Annotated in this window: 14 protein-coding genes and 2 tRNA genes; 13 read left to right on the plus strand and 3 right to left on the minus strand. The window is 61.3% G+C overall.

The annotated features are described in order from the left end of the window. Positions 1-923: 923 nt before the first annotated feature. Both ABGX75_RS12665 and ABGX75_RS12670 read right to left on the minus strand, forming a co-directional pair. The gene (locus tag ABGX75_RS12665) at positions 924-1,220 is read right to left on the minus strand and encodes a hypothetical protein (RefSeq protein WP_179152190.1); all 297 of its coding nucleotides are present in this window, start codon (positions 1,218-1,220) and stop codon (positions 924-926) included. A gap of 123 nt (positions 1,221-1,343) precedes the next feature. Continuing rightward, on the minus strand, positions 1,344-1,961 hold the full coding sequence (locus ABGX75_RS12670) for a helix-turn-helix transcriptional regulator (RefSeq protein WP_347410529.1): 618 nt from the start codon (positions 1,959-1,961) through the stop codon (positions 1,344-1,346). Positions 1,962-2,420: 459 nt separating this feature from the next. On the opposite strand from ABGX75_RS12670, the gene ABGX75_RS12675 reads away from it, so the two are divergent. From ABGX75_RS12675 to ABGX75_RS12690, 4 genes are all read left to right on the plus strand, one after another. Then, positions 2,421-3,317, plus strand: a complete 897-nt coding sequence (locus ABGX75_RS12675; RefSeq protein WP_011506511.1) for a LysR family transcriptional regulator — start codon at positions 2,421-2,423, stop codon at positions 3,315-3,317. 115 nt (positions 3,318-3,432) lie between these two features. Beyond that, positions 3,433-4,917, plus strand: a complete 1,485-nt coding sequence (gltX, locus tag ABGX75_RS12680; RefSeq protein WP_347410528.1) for a glutamate--tRNA ligase — start codon at positions 3,433-3,435, stop codon at positions 4,915-4,917. A gap of 135 nt (positions 4,918-5,052) precedes the next feature. Then, a tRNA-Ala gene (locus ABGX75_RS12685) sits at positions 5,053-5,128 on the plus strand. Positions 5,129-5,144: 16 nt separating this feature from the next. After that, a tRNA-Glu gene (locus tag ABGX75_RS12690) sits at positions 5,145-5,220 on the plus strand. Between the two features lie 416 nt (positions 5,221-5,636). On the opposite strand, the gene gltA is transcribed toward ABGX75_RS12690, so the two are convergent. After that, the gene (gene gltA / locus ABGX75_RS12695) at positions 5,637-6,923 is read right to left on the minus strand and encodes a citrate synthase (RefSeq protein WP_347410527.1); all 1,287 of its coding nucleotides are present in this window, start codon (positions 6,921-6,923) and stop codon (positions 5,637-5,639) included. A gap of 395 nt (positions 6,924-7,318) precedes the next feature. On the opposite strand from gltA, the gene sdhC reads away from it, so the two are divergent. The 9 genes from sdhC to sucD all read left to right on the plus strand — a co-directional run bounded on the left by sdhC (position 7,319) and on the right by sucD (position 18,889). Continuing rightward, positions 7,319-7,696 carry a succinate dehydrogenase, cytochrome b556 subunit gene (gene sdhC, locus ABGX75_RS12700; protein WP_011506514.1) on the plus strand — a complete coding sequence of 126 codons (378 nt, stop codon included), beginning with the start codon at positions 7,319-7,321 and terminating at the stop codon, positions 7,694-7,696. Beyond that, the gene (sdhD, locus tag ABGX75_RS12705; protein ID WP_011506515.1) at positions 7,690-8,037 is read left to right on the plus strand and encodes a succinate dehydrogenase, hydrophobic membrane anchor protein; all 348 of its coding nucleotides are present in this window, start codon (positions 7,690-7,692) and stop codon (positions 8,035-8,037) included. Before sdhC ends, sdhD begins: the two co-directional genes overlap by 7 nt. Before the next feature lie 3 nt (positions 8,038-8,040). After that, a complete protein-coding gene (gene sdhA, locus ABGX75_RS12710) occupies positions 8,041-9,813 on the plus strand; it encodes a succinate dehydrogenase flavoprotein subunit (RefSeq protein ID WP_011506516.1) in 1,773 nt (590 codons plus the stop codon). Between the two features lie 13 nt (positions 9,814-9,826). Next, a complete protein-coding gene (locus ABGX75_RS12715) occupies positions 9,827-10,537 on the plus strand; it encodes a succinate dehydrogenase iron-sulfur subunit (RefSeq protein ID WP_011506517.1) in 711 nt (236 codons plus the stop codon). Between the two features lie 233 nt (positions 10,538-10,770). Further along, positions 10,771-13,602 (plus strand): 2-oxoglutarate dehydrogenase E1 component, encoded by a 2,832-nt coding sequence (locus ABGX75_RS12720; RefSeq protein WP_011506518.1) that lies wholly within the window; start codon positions 10,771-10,773, stop codon positions 13,600-13,602. A 41-nt stretch (positions 13,603-13,643) separates the two neighbouring features. Further along, a complete protein-coding gene (gene odhB, locus ABGX75_RS12725; protein WP_347410526.1) occupies positions 13,644-15,227 on the plus strand; it encodes a 2-oxoglutarate dehydrogenase complex dihydrolipoyllysine-residue succinyltransferase in 1,584 nt (527 codons plus the stop codon). 57 nt (positions 15,228-15,284) lie between these two features. Then, the gene (lpdA, locus tag ABGX75_RS12730) at positions 15,285-16,724 is read left to right on the plus strand and encodes a dihydrolipoyl dehydrogenase (RefSeq protein ID WP_179152187.1); all 1,440 of its coding nucleotides are present in this window, start codon (positions 15,285-15,287) and stop codon (positions 16,722-16,724) included. Positions 16,725-16,850: 126 nt separating this feature from the next. Beyond that, positions 16,851-18,017 carry an ADP-forming succinate--CoA ligase subunit beta gene (gene sucC / locus ABGX75_RS12735; RefSeq protein ID WP_035411545.1) on the plus strand — a complete coding sequence of 389 codons (1,167 nt, stop codon included), beginning with the start codon at positions 16,851-16,853 and terminating at the stop codon, positions 18,015-18,017. Next, positions 18,017-18,889 carry a succinate--CoA ligase subunit alpha gene (gene sucD, locus ABGX75_RS12740; RefSeq protein ID WP_011506522.1) on the plus strand — a complete coding sequence of 291 codons (873 nt, stop codon included), beginning with the start codon at positions 18,017-18,019 and terminating at the stop codon, positions 18,887-18,889. The genes sucC and sucD overlap by 1 nt, the downstream gene beginning before the upstream one ends. Positions 18,890-19,026: the final 137 nt, after the last annotated feature.

Below are 19,026 nucleotides of genomic sequence, written 5' to 3' on the forward strand. Positions count from 1 at the left end.
GACATGCCACGTTGACCAGCCGCCTCCGGGCGGCTTTTTTGTGCGCGCTTTAGGCGCCCGTGTAGGGCGCGCAGGAATCCACCTACCCTTCCGGCCGGATTTTCGCGATGCGCTTCGCACGCGGCCGCGTTGGCCCTCTGACGGGCCGACTTCTCACCCCGCGGCGCGCCGTCGACTCCCCGCCCCGCCTGCGCGCTAAATGGGTCAGAAATGATGCAACGTTGCATCTCGACTCGAGCCCTGCCGCTGCGCGATGCTGCGGCGGTTTTACAACGAAAGATTTTGATGCGAAATGATGCGTTTTGAGTGGGAGGGATCGAGTAGAGGAAGATTCCCACGTCGGTTGTGACTAAAGCGACGCCCCGAGGGGGAGAATAAGAAAATGGTCGTCACGATTTTGTCACTAGTGGCTCTTAAAAGGCGTGGTTGTCAGCCTTTACTCCAATCCATCATCGGGGCCACGGAAAATCGGCGGGCCCGAGAGAGCGTGTCATTGCCTGATTTTTCCGTCACTGCAGCCTCCGGCATGAGTCATGTTGGCGTGTAGGATAGAGCGTTGTTCCCGAGGGGAGGCGTATTGTACGCAATACACCAGGGGCGGCAACCGCATGTCGATGCGGCAGGCTCGCTTTTCAAGCGTCTGTCGCGGTCGCGCTTGTATCGCAATGGCGCGCCCCTATTACACTTCGAAACATTAAATCGGCATTGTTTAATACAGATCAGTTTTTCTACTGCCTGTCTTCTGCCATGGTGTGCATGTCCGCCAGGGAAGGGCGGAGAGCAAGGAAGACAGGCAGAAAGGACGCCTAGCACTGCAAGGAGGCGCGGACAGGATGTCCGTGACAGCTGCAAGGAAATGCAGTTTTGCGATAGAGCCCGGCCGGCTTCGGTCGGGCTTTTTTATGTCGTGCTGTCGGCAACGATCACGGTGACGTGTCCCGACGCCGCTCCCTGAGAGAGCGCTGTGAGTCCTCCAACTGGCGCTGGGAGCGTTCGAGTTGACGCTCATGGCGCAGCCGGTCGTCGAAATCGTCGTCGCGGCGCTGGCTACGCTCCAGCGCTTGGCGCCTTTCGGTGACCGTGGCGCGGTCGCTGCTGATGTCGCGTTGAAGCTGGTTGCGTTCCCGCGCATCGCTCAGAGAGTCCTGCTGGCCAGGGTCGCTGGCGAATACAGGCCATGTGATGGCAGCAATTGCCATGAACAGCAGCAGTCTCGTCATGATGTCCTCCGCAGTGCTTGCGCTCTCCGCGCCTGGTCTCTCCGAGTATGGACCATGAGACGCGTTCCGATCCTCGAGCGCCCGGGTGGGCCGGCAGAGGCATCCCTGAGATCGATCCCGGGGTCACTCGTTGTCGCGGCGTTGCTGCCAGCGTGCCCGAATGCGTCCAATGATGCAGAGAGATTGTGGCGGCAAGGTCTCGCTGGGTGGCTCGCCGTCCATGCTCAACGCCCCTGAAGGAAGTCGGCTGAGCTGCTGGATGACGAGTGTGTGTCGCCATTGCAGGAGATACAGGCCTTCCTCATCGAAATGCGATGTGGGGAAGACGGCGGCGATATCGCCGGTCCCTAGATGTGCGAAGGTTTCGCCATCGGCTGGCGTAACGAGATAACACCCTTGAAGCAGTTCGCTGAGTGTCGACCCCGGCGCGGATGCCACAGGAGCCAGGGAATGCCGTTCCCACGGGGGAGGAGAGGCGCTATGCAGCGCCAGTATGCTGGCATGAGCGAGCTCGCCCTCGAACTCGTGGTGCGTCGGGGTGTTGTTGTCCAGCAGTCTTTCGAGCGGACATTCCAATGCCTCGGCGAGGGAGAGGAGTCGCTCATGGCCGATTTGCTTGATCGTGCCCGACTCCCAGTAGGAAATCGTCACGTCCGACACGCCGACACGTCTGGCTAGTGCGGCCTTGCTCAAGCCGGCTTCCATCCTTAGCTGCTTGATTCGCGGTCCTAATGTGTCCATTTGTACATCTCGCCATGATGTGAACGCGTTAGCATATCCAGCCAGGACCAAAGTATGTTTCGGGTTGAAGCGTAGTCGTTCTTTCAGGGTTTTCCTCTAGGCGGTTGCCTTGTCAGCGATAAAATCACGCATGTCGCCAGGGCGGCATTGCGTCGCTCGCTCCGGGAGGAGGGGGGGAAGGATAGGCGAAAAGGCGCCAGCCGCTCCGAAGAGCAGGCATATGGCGCAAAGGAAAAGCTTTTTCACTGAAGGCGCCACCCAGCGCCCTTGGGCCAGAAGCCGTCGTGCGCCGGTAGCGTGCGCGTGACGACTTCACGAGAAGAGGTCACGCATCCCGGGGCGAGAGTCTCGTGATCCCGGGCGGCGTCAGTATAGGCAGTCGGCCTTTGCGTAATAAGAGGGTACAATCGAAAACTAGTGTTTCCGATTTAGAAACAGAAGCGTGAGAGAGGCATTGTCGTGACCACACTGGATGCATTGCGGGTGTTCGTCGAGGTCGTGCGGGCAGGCAGCTTTACGGCGGCGGCGCGGCGTCTGAGCATTTCCAAGTCGCTGGCCTCCAAGCGCGTGGCGGCGCTGGAGGATGAGTTGAGCGTCAACTTGCTCAACCGGTCGACCCGCTCGTTGCGTCTGACCGAAGCCGGGCAGATCTATTACGAGCACGGGCTTCGCGTCATCGAGGAACTGCAGTCGGCGGAAGCTCAGGTGCAGTCGGTCACATCACAGCCCCGCGGCCAGCTCAAGGTCAGTGCCCAGGTCAGTTTCGGGTTCATGTACCTGGCGGCGCCTACCACGGCCTTCATGCGGCGGTACCCTGACGTGTCGGTGGAAATTCTGCTCGAGGACCAGCGTTTCGAGCCTATCGACGATTCGGTGGATCTGGCCATCCGCATGGGGCCCTTGCCGCCATCCAGCCTGGTGTCGCGTCCCTTGTGCAAGGTGGTGTACGGCCTGTATGCCGCCCCTGATTACCTGGCACGTGCCGGCCGCCCCCTGCATCCACGGGATATTGCCGACTACGATACGGTGTTCTACGGCAACTATGACCTCGGCGCCCATTGGCGTTTTTCCTTGAATGGTCAGCCGTTGGACATCGAGCCCAATTCACGCCTGGTGATCAATAATCTGCTGGGTGTCGTGGAGGCCGCGAAGTCAGGCTTCGGGCTGGCGTACCTGCCGACGTTCGCGGCACGCGCGGCGGTGGAGGAGGGGCAGCTCATTCCGCTGCTTCAGCCTTACTGGAACGAGCATGGCAGCATGCTGGTGCTGTTCCGCTCGCGCAAGTACCTGCCCGACAAGACCCGGGCCTATCTGGATTTCATCACCGACTGGTTTCGCGAGCACCTGGCGTTGTGACGCCTCGCGTGACATCGAGCTTCGATCTCGCCGGCGTTTGGCCCGGTGGTGCTGATGCCGGATAGGCGCATGCGTATAATGGTGCCATCGTCAATCACCAATGATCGGGAATTCCATGACCGTACGTACGCGTATCGCACCATCGCCCACCGGCGATCCTCATGTCGGCACGGCCTATATCGCCTTGTTCAATCTGTGCTTCGCGCGCCAGCATGGTGGACAGTTCATTCTGCGCATCGAGGACACGGACCGGGTGCGCTCGACGGCCGAGTCGGAGCAGATGATTCTCGACTCGCTGCGCTGGCTGGGCCTGGAATGGGACGAGGGGCCTGACGTGGGCGGCCCGCATGGCCCCTATCGTCAAAGTGAGCGGGGCGATATCTACGCGCAATATGCGCAGCAGCTGCTCGATGCCGGGCACGCCTTCAAGTGCTACCGGACCAGCGAGGAGCTCGACGAACTGCGCGAAGCGCGCAAGGCGGCGGGTCTGCACCTGGCGCTCAAGCCGGCGGATCTGGCGCTTCCCGACGATGAAGTGGCGCGTCGCGAGCGTGAGCAGTGGCCTTATGTGGTGCGCATGAAGGTGCCCGGGGAGGGCAGCTGCGTGATCAGCGACATGCTGCGAGGCGAGATCGAGGTGGACTGGGCCCAGGTCGATGCGCAGATCCTGCTCAAGTCCGATGGCATGCCGACCTACCACCTGGCCAATGTCGTCGACGATCACCTGATGGGCATCACCCACGTGATGCGTGGCGAGGAATGGATCAACTCGGCACCCAAGCACAAGCTTCTGTACGAGTATTTCGACTGGCCGATGCCGACGCTATGCCACATGCCGCTGCTGCGTAACCCGGACAAGTCGAAGCTCTCCAAGCGCAAGAATCCGACTTCCATCAATTATTACCGGCGGATGGGGTTTCTGCCGCAGGCAGTGACCAATTATCTGGGCCGCATGGGATGGTCGATGCCCGACGACCGCGAGAAGTTCACGCTCGAGGAGATGATGGCGAACTTCGATATCCAGCGTGTTTCCCTGGGGGGGCCGGTCTTCGATCTCGAAAAGCTGACCTGGCTCAACGGGGTGTACATTCGCGAGGATCTGGACGATGCAGCGCTGCTCCAGGCGTTGCGCGAGTGGGCGTTCAATGATGCCTACGTCAATCAGATTCTGCCGCAGGTGCGCCCGCGCATCTCGACACTGTCCGATGTCATGCCGCTGGCCGGGCATTTCTTTTCCGGTGTGCCGCCGCTCGAGGCATCCAGTTTCGACGGCATCAAGCTGGAGCATGAAACGCTGCTCAAGTTGCTGCAGTTCCTGACCTGGCGTCTCGAAGGCGTCTCCCGCTGGGAGAAGGACGTGCTGCTCGATGACGTCAAGGCTCTGGCCGAGGCCTTCGACATGAAGATGAAGGCGTTCCTGGCGCCGGTTTTCATCGCCGTGACCGGCAGTGCGACATCGACATCGGTGTTGGATGCCATGGCCATTCTGGGGTCGGACATGACCCGCGCGCGGCTGCGTCATGCCATCGAGGTGCTGGGTGGTGTCTCCAAGAAACAGGCCAAGCGCTTCGAGAAGGAATATCGGCAGTTGCAGGTGTGAGTCGAGGCGCCTTGCGCCTGGAAGAGGGGGAACGCCGCTATGCCACCTGGAGGGGCAGGCACGTTCTCCCTTCTTCCTGAAAAGTGTTGACGTGGAAGGGGTGGGTCGGTAACATACGCACCGTCTTGAAGGCACGGGGCCTTAGCTCAGTTGGGAGAGCGCAACACTGGCAGTGTTGAGGTCAGCGGTTCGAACCCGCTAGGCTCCACCAAACATCAAGATGATGCGTCCCATTCGTCTAGTGGTCTAGGACACCGCCCTTTCACGGCGGTAACAGGGGTTCGAACCCCCTATGGGACGCCACCTTTCCTGGATATGATGGTATCGGCCCGAGACGCGAAAGCGTCTTTTTTTGTCGCCGTACCCCTCCTTCCTTAGACGTATTTATACGTTTTTTCCCTTGACACTTCCGTGGCTTTGTCCACCGTTGCATCCCGTCGTCGCAGTGTTGTGCATAACGCCGCGTGGCATGGGGTCGCGTCGAGCGTTATTGAAAAATTTCTTTATTTTCAATGACCTAGGTTAGATCAAAAAATAACCAATTTGAGCGTAACCCCCTTGTCATGGTGTTTCTGAGCGACTGACTAAAGGTTTTGAACAGGGTTATCCACAGAAAGTGTGGAAAACGCTCAGGGCTTGGCAGCCATCCTCTCACCAAACGCAACGAGCCGCCCTCAGGGCGGCTCGTCGGCAGCGTGAAGTGGTTGATGAACAGCCGCTTACTTGGCCGGGTAATCCCGCTGTGTGTGCCCTGTATACAGCTGACGGGGGCGACTGATGCGGAAGCTGCCGCTGATCATTTCGTTCCAGTGGGAAATCCAGCCGATCGTACGAGCCATGGCGAAGATCACGGTGAACATGTTGGTCGGGATGCCGATCGCCTTGAGGATGATGCCGGAGTAGAAGTCGACGTTGGGGTAGAGCTTGCGCTCGATGAAGTACTCGTCTTCCAGGGCGATCTGCTCGAGCCGCTTGGCGATCTTGAGCTGTGGGTCGTCCGCGAGGCCGAGTTCGCCCAGCACCTCGTCGCAGGTTTCCTTCATGACCTTGGCGCGCGGGTCGAAGTTGCGATAGACGCGGTGACCAAAGCCCATCAGGCGGAACGGATCGTCCTTGTCCTTGGCCTTGTCGATGTAGCGCTGGATGTTTTCCTCGGAGTCGTCGCCGATTTCGTCCAGCATGGCCAATACGGCTTCGTTGGCGCCGCCGTGGGCCGGACCCCATAGGGCGGCGATACCGGCGCTGATGCAGGCGAATGGGTTGGCGCCCGTGGAGCCGGCCATGCGCACCGTGGAGGTGGAGGCATTCTGCTCGTGGTCGGCATGCAGCATGAAGACGCGATCCATGGCCTTGGCGAAGACCGGGTTGACCTCGTAGGTCTCGCAAGGATTGCCGAACATCATGTAGAGGAAGTTTTCCGAGTAGTTCAGATCGTTGCGCGGATAGTTGAACGGTTGGCCGATGTTGTACTTGTGACACATCGCCGCCAGCGTCGGCATCTTCGCGACCAGGCGGATCGCGCTGACGCGGCGTTCCTCTTCCTTGGTGATGTCCAGATTGTCGTGATAGAAGGCTGCCAGGCCGCCGACCACGCCGCACAGGATCGCCATCGGGTGGGCGTCGCGACGGAAGCCTTTGTAAAAATTCACGATCTGCTCGTGGACCATGGTGTGGTTGCGCACCGTGGCCGCGAAATCGTCGTATTGCCCCTTGCTCGGCAGTTCGCCGAACAGTAGAAGGTAGCAGAGCTCGACGTAATTGGAGTTCTCGGCCAATTGATCGATGGGATAGCCGCGGTGGAGCAAGACGCCAGCAGCACCGTCGATATAAGTGATGCCCGACTCGCAGGAGGCGGTGGCGACGAAGCCGGGGTCATAGGTGAACAGACCTTCGCTGGTCAGGCCGCGGACGTCGATCACATCAGGCCCGACGGTACCAGAGTAGACAGGGAACTCGATGGTCTTGTCCGACCCTTCTACCGTCAACTGCGCTTTCCTGTCAGCCATTATGGCCTCCTCTTTTTACCTAAGTCTTTGTCTTGCTTGCCATGCCAGCGAAAATGGTTCGCCTACTATAGAACCACGCGGAAGATTGTCAATTGGGCCAAGGGCGCCCTGCGGGAACGTGAGGATTCGCGCATGCCGTGTCGAGGCGTGACGAGAATAGCAGTGCAAACAAGGTCTCTGCCCGGGATTGCGCCCCTATTTGACGCTCCGATGGAAGTGGCTGCAAGCGCTATCTCATTTGTCATGGCATGCCCCGGTCCTTATAATCTTATCCCGCGCGACTGGCAGGAGCATGGCTTGGTCATGTAAGCCCTCGACCAAGGCCTTCCCCTCAAACCACCGCCCGCACCGGGTACAGCCCCAGCCGCTGGCGGGCCAAGAGAGTGTGATGAGCCGTGAATAGCAAAAGACCCGTAAACCTAGACCTGACGACGATAAAGTTCCCACTTCCCGCATTGACCTCCATTGCCCACCGGATCACCGGTATCATCCTGTTCATAGGACTGATCTTCGGTTTCTGGGCCCTTGACGTGTCACTCTCGTCTCCCGAAGGCTTCGAAGCCGTACGTGACACCCTCGCCAACAACGTTCTCGCCAAACTGATCGCCTGGGGCCTGCTCTCGGCGTTGGGCTTCCATTTCGTGGCAGGTATCAAGCACCTGTTGATGGATGCCGGGATCGGCGTGGATCTCGAAGGTGGGTATCGCAAGGCACAGATCACCGTCGTGATCAGTGCCATCTTGGTGGTTCTGGCAGGAGTCTGGGTATGGTAACCAACATCACGAATCTCGGCCGTAGTGGCCTGTCCGATTGGCTGATCCAGCGCATTTCGGCCGTCATCCTGGCCGTCTATGCTCTGTTCATGGTCCTGTATCTCCTGTTCCATCCGGGGCTCGATTACGCCACCTGGAGCGGGCTCTTCTCGCAGACCTGGATGCGGGTGTTCTCCTTGTTGGCCTTCATCTCCATCGCGGCGCACGCCTGGGTCGGTCTGTGGACCGTGTCGACCGACTATCTCAAACAGACGGGCGTGCGTTTCGCGTTTCAAGCGGTCGTCATGCTGGCCATCTTCGTTTTTCTGGTGTGGGGCGTTCAAGTCCTCTGGGGAGCCTAATCCATGTCCAATATGCGTAGCCTGACATTCGACGCAATCATCATCGGCGGTGGTGGCTCCGGCCTGCGCGCCGCGCTCGAGCTGGCCAAGTCGGGCAAGAAGACGGCGGTCATCACCAAGGTCTTCCCGACGCGCTCGCACACCGTTTCCGCACAGGGCGGCATTACCTGCGCCATCGCTTCCGCCGATCCCAACGACGATTGGCGCTGGCACATGTACGACACCGTCAAGGGCGGTGACTACATTACCGACCAGGAAGCCGCCGAGTACATGTGTTCCGAAGGGCCCAAGGCGGTCTTCGAGCTGGAACACATGGGGCTGCCGTTTTCACGCTTCGACAACGGCCGCATCTATCAGCGCCCCTTCGGCGGTCAGTCCAAGGACTTCGGCAAGGGCGGCCAGGCCGCGCGGACCTGTGCCGCCGCCGACCGTACCGGCCATGCGCTGCTGCATACCTTGTATCAGAACAACCTGAAGAACAACACCGTCTTCCTGAACGAGTGGTACGCGGTCGATCTGGTCAAGAACGCCAACGGCGACGTGGTCGGCTGCATTGCCATGTGCATCGAGACCGGTGAAGTCGTGCACATCAAATCCAAGGCGACGGTGCTGGCCACCGGCGGCTCGGGCCGCATCTACGCGTCCACGACCAATGCCCTGATCAATACCGGCGACGGGATCGGCATGGCCCTGCGTGCGGGCTTCCCCATGCAGGACATGGAAATGTGGCAGTTCCACCCCACCGGCATTTACGGCGCAGGGGTGTTGGTCACCGAAGGCTGTCGTGGCGAAGGCGGCTACCTGATCAACAAGGACGGCGAGCGCTTCATGGAGCGTTATGCGCCGAACGCCAAGGACCTCGCCGGTCGTGACGTCGTGGCGCGCGCCATGGTCATGGAGATCCTGGAAGGTCGTGGCTGCGGCGAAAACGGCGATCACGTCATGCTCAAGCTCGATCACCTGGGTGAAGAGGTACTGAGCAAGCGTCTGCCGGGGATCGTCGAACTCTCCAAGACCTTCGCTCACGTCGATCCGGCCAAGGATCCGATTCCCGTCGTGCCGACGTGTCACTACATGATGGGGGGCGTGCCGACCAACGTGCACGGCCAGGCCATCATGCAGGATGCCGACGGCAACGATCAGATCGTCAACGGCCTGTTCGCCTGCGGCGAAGCGGCATGCGTCTCGGTGCACGGCGCCAACCGTCTGGGCGGCAACTCGTTGCTCGACCTGGTGGTGTTCGGGCGTGCTGCCGGCATGTTCATCGAGGAAGCCCTCAACGAGGGGGTCGATTACCTCGAGGCGGCCCAGTCCGACATCGACAGCGCCATGGCGCGCATCACTCGCTGGGACGAGTCCAGCGGCGGCGAAGCGGTGCCCGACCTGCGCGCCGAACTGCAGGACATCATGCAGAATGACTTCGGCGTCTTCCGTCAGGAAGACAACATGCAGCAGGGCGTCAAGAAGCTGGCCGATCTGCGCGAGCGCATCGCCAATGCTCACTTGTCCGACAAGTCCAACGCCTTCAACACCGCGCGTGTCGAGGCGCTGGAGCTCGACAACCTGCTCGAAGTTGCGGAGGCTACGGCCATTTCCGCCCTGGAGCGCAAGGAAAGCCGTGGTGCGCATTCGCGCTACGACTACCCGGACCGCGACGACGCCAATTGGCTCAAGCACTCCATGTACTTCCCGGTCGAAAAGCGCCTGGGACAGCGTGATGTGAACTTTGCGCCGAAGACCGTCGATACCTTCGAGCCGAAAATCCGCACTTACTAAGGGGTTGTCCAAGATGTCCACGCTTCAGGTATCTATCTACCGCTACAACCCGGAAACCGACTCCGCGCCCTACATGCAGGAGTTCCAACTGGACACCCAGGGTCGCGATATCATGGTTCTCAATGCGCTTGAGATGATCAAGCAGCAGGACAGTTCCATGGCGTATCGTCGCAGCTGCCGTGAAGGGGTTTGCGGTTCCGATGGCATGAACATGAACGGCAAGAACGGTCTGGCATGCATCACGCCGCTGTCCGAGGTGGTCAAGGACAACAAGCTGGTGCTGCGTCCGTTGCCGGGCCTGCCGGTCATTCGTGACCTGGTGGTCGACATGGGGGTGTTCTACAAGCAGTACGAGAGCATCCAGCCTTACCTGCAGAACGACACCAACCCGCCGGCCACGGAACGCCTGCAGTCGCCGGAGGAGCGCGACAAGCTCGACGGTCTCTACGAGTGCATCCTGTGCGCCTGCTGCTCGACTGCGTGCCCGTCGTTCTGGTGGAACCCGGACAAGTTCGTGGGGCCGGCCGGGTTGCTGCAGGCATATCGCTTCCTCGCCGATTCGCGCGACACCGCCACGAGCGAGCGTCTGGCGCGGCTCGAGGACCCGTTCAGCCTGTTCCGCTGCCGCGGCATCATGAACTGCGTGGCGGTTTGCCCCAAAGGGCTTAACCCGACACGGGCGATCGGCAAGATTCGCGAGATGTTACTGTCCAATGCCACTTAAATCGCGCCGCTTGGCTTGTTATCATTGGCAACAAGCCGCTTCCTGCGACAAGGCGTCGCAGGAAGCCGGTCCCGCGACCGTTGCAGCCGGTGCCTCGTGCACCGGCTTTTGACGATAAGTGGACCCGGCGTCGCGTATGACGCCAGCCTGCCCGACGCAGGTTCCAAGTGACGCCGGCACGTCCGGGCGTGCCAGCGCCAAGAACACCCATCAGTGCATAGGGTGACCAAGAGATGCAAGAAGGCACAATGGAGTTGATGTGGCGCACTTCCCATGTCAGCGGCGGCAACGCCCACTACGTGGAAGCGCTCTACGAGCAATATCTCGTCGATCCCTCAGAGGTTCCCGACGAATGGCGTAACTATTTCGACCAGTTACCCCGTCCGGAAGGCGCCCCCTCCCACGACGTTCCTCTCAGTCCGATTCGCGACCAGTTCTACCAGTTGGCCCAAAACCGTCGCGGCCCCGCCGCCGGTCCCGCCGACAGCGGCGAGAACAAGAAGCAGGTCAAGGTTCTCCAGCTGATCAACGCTTATCGCTTCCGTGGCCATCAGCGTGCCGATATCGATCCGCTGGGGCTGCGCAGCCCGACGCCCATTCCCGATCTGGAACTGTCTTTCCATCAGTTGACCGACGCTGACATGGAAACGTCTTTCCAGACGGGCTCCCTCTTTCTGGGCAAGGACCAGGCGCCGCTCAAGGAAATCGTCGAGGTTCTGGAGCAGACGTACTGCCGCAGCATCGGCTGCGAATTCATGCATATCGTCAACACCGACGAGAAACGCTGGCTGCAGCAGCGCTTCGAATCGGTGCGTTCCAAGCCGGATTACAGCGTCGATGTGCGCAAGCACATTCTCGAACGCCTGACGGCAGCGGAAGGGCTTGAAAGCTATCTTGCTTCCAAGTATCCGGGCACCAAGCGCTTCGGCCTGGAAGGTGGCGAGACCTTCATTCCGATGGTCGACGAAATCATCCAGCGCACCGGCAATTACGGTACCAAGGAAGTCGTCATCGGCATGGCCCACCGGGGCCGCCTGAACCTGCTGGTCAATCTGCTGGGCAAGAGTCCCTCGGAATTGATCGACGAGTTCGATGGCAAGAAAGTCATCCAGCAGGGCTCCGGGGACGTGAAGTACCACCAGGGCTTCAGTTCCAACGTGATGACCGAGGGCGGCGAAGTGCACCTGGCACTGGCGTTCAATCCCTCGCACCTCGAGATCGTGTCGCCGGTCGTCGAAGGCTCGGTGCGCGCGCGTCAGGATCGTCGCGACGACAGCGAGGGCGCCAAGGTGTTGCCGGTCGTGGTCCACGGCGATGCCGCCTTTGCGGGGCAGGGCGTGGTCATGGAGACATTCCAGATGTCTCAGACCCGCGGCTACAAGACCGGCGGCACCGTGCACATCGTCATCAACAACCAGGTCGGGTTCACGACCTCGCGGCCTGATGATGCGCGCTCCACGGAATATTGCACCGACATCGCCAAGATGGTTCAGGCGCCGATCTTCCATGTGAACGGTGACGACCCCGAGGCGGTGATTCATGCCACGCAAGTGGCCGTCGACTATCGTTACCAGTTCAACAAGGACGTGGTGATCGATCTCGTCTGCTATCGCAAGCGTGGCCACAACGAGGCCGATGAACCCTCCGGCACGCAGCCGCTGATGTACCAGAAGATCAAGTCGCACAAGAGCTCGCGGGAGCTGTATGTGGCGAGTCTGGTCCAGCAGGGCATGATCAGCGAGGACGAAGCGTCCGCCATGGTCGAGAAGTATCGCGAGGATCTGGTGGCGGGCAATCACGTGGCCAATGCGCTGGTCAAGCAGCCCAATACGGAGCTGTTCGTCGACTGGACCCCGTATCTCGGCCATGAGTGGACCGGCGATGCCGACACCTCGATCGACATGACCCGCATGCAGCGGCTTGCCGCCAAGATGTGCGAAGTGCCCGAGGGCATCGAGGTCCAGCGCCAGGTGGCCAAGATCTACGAAGACCGTCGCAAGATGGCGGCCGGCGATCTGGCCGTCAACTGGGGCTTCGGCGAGACCCTGGCGTATGCCACCCTGCTGGACGAAGGGCATCCGATTCGTCTGACGGGGCAGGATACCGGTCGCGGTACCTTCTCGCACCGGCATGCGGTCGTGCACAACCAGAAGGACGGCTCGACCTATGTGCCGCTGGAGTACATCAAGGAAGGCCAGCCGAATTTCACCATCCGCGACTCCTTCCTGTCCGAAGAAGCCGCCCTGGCGTTCGAGTACGGCTACTCCACGACCACGCCCAATGCCTTGATCATCTGGGAGGCGCAGTTCGGCGACTTCGCCAACGGTGCACAGGTCGTCATCGACCAGTTCATTTCGTCCGGCGAGACCAAGTGGGGCCGGCTCTGCGGCCTTACCATGCTGCTGCCGCACGGCTACGAAGGGCAGGGCCCCGAGCACTCCTCGGCGCGTCTCGAGCGCTTCCTGCAGCTGTGTGCCGAGCACAACATGCAGGTCTGCATGCCGACCACGCCGGCCCAGATCTTCCATCTGCTGCGCCGCCAGGTGATCCGTCCACTGCGCAAGCCGCTGGTGATCATGTCGCCGAAGAGCCTGCTGCGTCACAAGGAGGCGACCTCCACGCTGGAGGATCTGGCCAACGGGCGTTTCGAGATGGTACTGCCGGACCAGGGCAAGCGCGACGCCGAGAGCGTCAAGCGTGTGGTGCTGTGCTCGGGCAAGGTCTACTACGACCTGGCGAGCTACCGGGCCGAGAACGGCAACGACGACGTGGCGATCGTGCGCTTGGAGCAGATCTATCCTTTCCCCAAGGAAGAGCTGTACGAAGTCTTCAAGACCTATCCCAACCTCGAGCAGGTCGTCTGGTGCCAGGAAGAGCCGCTCAATCAGGGGGCCTGGTATCAAAGCCAGCACCACATGCGTCTGGTGGCCGACATGGTGAAGGAAGGCCTGGGACGCGACCTGAAGTTCGCGGGACGCCCGGCTTCCGCCGCGCCGGCATCCGGCTATATGTCCGTCCATGTTGAACAGCAGCGCCAGCTGGTAGAAGACGCCATTACTGGGTGAGGCGTTTCATCGGGATCGAGAGAAAACACTAAGGAAACGACATGGCTACCGAGATCAAAGCGCCAAATTTTCCAGAATCCGTCGCCGAGGGCACCATCGCCACTTGGCACAAGAAGGTCGGTGACAGCGTCGAACGTGATGAACTGATCGTCGAGATCGAGACGGACAAGGTCGTCCTCGAGGTCGTCGCCCCGGAAGCCGGTACCGTGACCGAGATCAAGGTCGAGGAAGGCGATACTTGCGACTCCGAGCAGGTTCTGGGAATGCTGGGCGCGGCCAGCGAAGGCGGCAACGACAAGGCCGCCTCTCAGGAAAGCGCGGAAAAGAGCGACGACAGTGGCCAGGACACCGCACCGGCCAAGGCCGATGCCAAGCCTGCCGCCTCCGGCAAGCAGCATGATGTCAAGGCTCCGAGCTTCCCTGAGTCCGTGCAGGAAGGCACCGTCGCCACCTGGCACAAGCAGGTCGGCGAAGCGGTGAAGCGTGACGAGATCCTCGCGGATATCGAGACCGACAAGGTCGTGCTCGAAGTGGTAGCGCCGGCCGACGGTGCCCTCAGCGAGATCAAGGTGCAGGAAGGCGAGCAGGTCGAGTCCGAAGCCGTGCTCGCGGTCTTTGCCGAAGGCGCCGGCGGCGAGGCGAGTGGCGGTGATGCCGCCGCTTCGAAGGATGCGGGTGAACCCGCCGCGTCAGACGGCGGCAGTGACGAAAAGGTCGGCGACAAGATCCTGGCGCCCGCGGCACGCAAGCTGGTGGCCGAGCATGATCTGGACGTCAACAAGATCGAAGGCACCGGCAAGGGCGGTCGCATCCTGAAAGAGGACGTGCAGAAAGCCGTCAAGGACGGCTCCGCCAAGAAGAGCGCCAAGCCGTCAGGCGGTGACGTCAAGGCCGCTGCTGCGCCGGCGCCGGCCGTCGAGGGCGAGCGCCCCGAGAAGCGTGTGCCGATGAGCCGTCTGCGCCAGACCATTGCCAAGCGCCTGGTCCAGGCGCAGCAAACGGCCGCCATGCTCACCACCTACAACGAGGTGGACATGAGCGCGGTGATGGCGCTGCGCAGTCAGTACAAGGACAGCTTCCAGAAGGCGCACGACGTCAAGCTCGGCTTCATGGGCTTCTTCGTCAAGGCGGCGACCGAGGCGCTCAAGCGCTTCCCGGACGTCAACGCTTCCATCGATGGCACCGACATCGTCTACCACGGCTACCAGGACATCGGTGTCGCCGTTTCCACGCCGCGTGGTCTGGTGGTACCGGTGCTTCGCGATACCGACAGCATGAAGCTGGCCGATGTCGAGAAAACGATCGGCGACTTCGGCCAGCGTGGCCGTGAAGGCAAGCTCGGCATCGAGGACATGCAGGGCGGCACCTTCACCATCACCAATGGCGGTATCTTCGGCTCGCTGATGTCGACGCCGATCCTGAACCCGCCGCAGACCGCGATTCTGGGGATGCACAAGATTCAGGAACGCCCGATGGCCGTGAACGGGAAGGTCGAGATCCGTCCGATGATGTATCTCGCCGTCTCCTACGACCACCGCATGATCGACGGCAAGGATGCAGTACAGTTCCTGGTCACGATCAAGGAATTGCTGGAAGATCCCGCGCGCTTCTTGCTCGACGTGTGATGGCCGTCGCCGAATGATGCGTGCGACTTTTAAACTGAATGCGAACAGGATGATTTCATGGCCGATAAATTCGATGTGATCGTTATTGGCGCCGGGCCTGGCGGGTACGTGGCAGCCATTCGTGCCGCGCAGCTGGGGTTGAAGACCGCCTGTGTCGAGAAGTGGGTCAACAAGGAAGGCAAGACCGTGCACGGCGGTACTTGTCTGAACGTGGGCTGCATTCCCTCGAAGGCGTTGCTGGAAACGTCCCACAAGTTCGCCGAGGCTCGTGATCACTTCGCCGAGATTGGCATCGACGCCGGCGAGCCGACCCCGAACATTGCCAAGATGCTCGAGTTCAAGGACGGTGTGATCGCCAAGAACGTGGGCGGCATCAGCGCGCTGTTCAAGGCCAATGGCGTCACTGCGCTGGAAGGCACCGGCAAGGTCGTGTCCAGCAAGCAGGTCGAGGTGACCGGCCACGACGGCGAGACCGCTTCCTACGAGGCCGAGAACATCGTCATTGCCTCCGGCTCGGTGCCGGTGGAAATTCCGCCGACGCCGCTGACCGAAGGATTGATCGTCGATTCCAGCGGTGCCCTCGAATTCGACGAGGTGCCCAAGCGCCTCGGCGTCATCGGCGCCGGCGTCATCGGCCTCGAGCTGGGCAGCGTATGGAGCCGCCTGGGCAGCGATGTCACGGTCCTCGAAGCGATGGATTCATTCCTGCCGATGGTCGATAAGGACGTCGCCAAGGAAGCGCAGAAACTGTTCAAGAAGCAGGGCCTGGACATCAAGCTGGGAGCACGGGTCACCGGTTCCGAGGTCAAGGACAAGGAAGTCGTGGTCAAGTACACCGACGCCAACGGTGAACAGGAACAGACCTTCGACAAGCTGATCGTCTGCGTGGGGCGTCGTCCCTACACGGAAGGCGTGCTCAGCGACGACGTGGGCGTCAAGCTCGACGAGCGCGGGTCCGTGTTCGTCGACGACGAATGCCGCACGAGCGTCCCGGGCGTTTACGCCATCGGCGATGTGGTGCGCGGGCCGATGCTGGCGCACAAGGCCTCCGAGGAAGGCATGATGGTGGCCGATATCATCGCCGGTCATAAGGCCGAGATGAACTACGACGCCATCCCCAGCGTGATCTATACCGCACCCGAAGTCGCCTGGGTCGGCATGAACGAGCAGGACGCCAAAGAAGCCGGAATCGAGGTCAAGACCGGCTCCTTCCCGTTCTCCGCCAACGGTCGTGCGCTGGCCAACAATGCGCCGGAGGGCATGGCCAAGATCATCGCCGATGCCGAGACCGACCGTGTCCTGGGGCTGCATATCATCAGTCAGCATGCCGGGGAGCTCATCGCGCAAGGCGTCATCGCCATGGAGTTCGGCTCCAGCGCCGAGGACCTGGCCCTGACATGCTACGCGCACCCGAGCACCTCGGAAGCCGTGCACGAAGCGGCCCTGGCGGTGGATGGTCACGCCATTCACATGGCCAACCGCAAGAAGCGCAAGTAAGCGTTTCGATCTGCGTTTCAGTGTAGAGACGCGTCGCTCCCGCCCCGGCGGGAGCGAACAGGGGTGACGGCGACCTCGTGGGTGGCCGCCACCATTCGAGTCACATGCAACCAATGGCATGACACGATGAACCTTCACGAGTATCAGAGCAAACAGCTGTTTGCCGATTATGGTCTACCGGTGTCCAAGGGTTTCGCCGTGGATACCCCCGAAGAAGCCGCCGAAGCGTGCAAGAAGATCGGTGGTGACAAGTGGGTCGTCAAGGCCCAGGTTCACGCGGGCGGCCGCGGCAAGGCCGGCGGCGTCAAGCTGGTCGAAAGCCCCGCCGACGCCAAGGCCTTCGCCGAGCAGTGGCTGGGCAAGAACCTGGTGACCTTCCAGACTGACGAGAAGGGTCAGCCGGTCGCCAAGATCCTGGTCGAGAACTGCACCGACATCGCCAACGAGCTGTACCTGGGCGCCGTCGTCGACCGTGGCACCCGCCGCATCGTTTTCATGGCTTCCACCGAAGGTGGCGTGGAAATCGAGAAGGTTGCCGAGGAAACTCCCGAGAAGATTCTCAAGGCCGAGATCGATCCCCTGGTCGGCGCTCAGCCGTATCAGGCGCGTGAGCTGGCCTTCGCGCTGGGTCTCGAAGGCGCGCAGATCAAGCAGTTCACCAAGATCTTCCTGGGGCTGGCCAAGCTGTTCCAGGAAAAGGATCTGGCGCTGCTCGAGATCAATCCGCTGGTGATCACCGACGAAGGCAATCTGCATTGCCTCGATGCCAAGATCGGTCTGGACGGCAATGCCCTGTATCGCCACCCCGATCTGCAGGCGATGCGTGACCCGTCTCAGGAAGACGAGCGCGAAGCGCATGCTCAGGAGTGGGAACTCAACTACGTCGCCCTGGAAGGCAACATCGGCTGCATGGTCAACGGTGCCGGCCTGGCCATGGGCACCATGGACATCATCAAGCTCAATGGCGGCCAGCCGGCCAACTTCCTTGACGTTGGCGGCGGTGCGACGGAAGAGCGCGTCGGCGAGGCGTTCAAGATCATCCTGTCCGACGATTCCGTGAAGGCCGTCCTGGTCAACATCTTCGGCGGCATCGTGCGTTGCGACATGATCGCCGAAGGCATCATCGGTGCCGTCGAGCAGGTCGGTGTCAACGTGCCGGTCGTGGTGCGTCTCGAGGGCAACAACGCCGAGCTGGGCGCCGAGAAACTGGCATCCAGTGGACTGAACATCATCGCTGCTACCAGCTTGACCGACGCGGCCCAGCAGGTCGTCAAAGCAGCGGAGGGCAAGTAATGAGTATCCTGATCGACAAGAGCACCAAGGTCATCTGCCAAGGTTTCACGGGTGGCCAGGGGACTTTCCACTCCGAGCAGGCGATCGCCTACGGTACCCAGATGGTCGGTGGCGTGACGCCGGGCAAGGGCGGCCAGACGCACCTCGGCCTGCCGGTGTTCAACACCGTCAAGGAAGCCGTCGAAACGACGGGTGCCGAAGCGTCCGTGATCTACGTGCCCGCGCCGTTCTGCAAGGATTCCATCCTGGAAGCGGCCAATGCCGGCATCAAGCTGATCGTGTGCATCACCGAGGGGATTCCCACTCTCGACATGCTCGACGTCAAGGTCAAGTGCGACGAGCTGGGTGTGCGCCTGATCGGGCCGAACTGCCCGGGCGTGATCACGCCGGGCGAGACCAAGATCGGCATCATGCCGGGTCACATTCACAAGCCGGGCAAGGTCGGTATCGTCTCGCGTTCGGGCACCTTGACCTATGAAGCGGTCAAGCAGACCACCGATCACGGCTTCGGCCAGTCCACCTGCGTGGGCATCGGCGGCGACCCGATCCCGGGCTCCACCTTCATCGACATGCTCGAGATGTTCGAGAAGGACCCGCAGACCGAAGCCATCGTGATGATCGGCGAGATCGGCGGCACGGCGGAAGAAGAAGCCGCGGCATACATCAAGGAGCACGTCTCCAAGCCGGTGGTATCCTATATCGCCGGTGTGACGGCGCCTCCGGGCAAGCGCATGGGCCATGCGGGCGCCATCATCGCCGGGGGCAAGGGCACGGCCGACGAGAAGTTCGCTGCGCTCGAGTCTGCAGGTGTCAAGACCGTGCGTTCGCTCGCCGAGATCGGCGATGCGCTGAAGGCAGCCACGGGCTGGTAAGTCGCAGGTGTGATCGTCGGCGGTGACATGCCGCCGAATCACCCGCACGTTGAAGGCATCCCTCCGGGGATGCCTTCTTGCGTTTGGGGACTGACAATTTGGGAGGCTGACAAGACGTGGCAAGCGGTCGACCGAAA

The sequence above is a fragment of the Chromohalobacter sp. genome, assembly GCF_039830575.1.
Lineage (GTDB): Bacteria > Pseudomonadota > Gammaproteobacteria > Pseudomonadales > Halomonadaceae > Chromohalobacter > Chromohalobacter israelensis.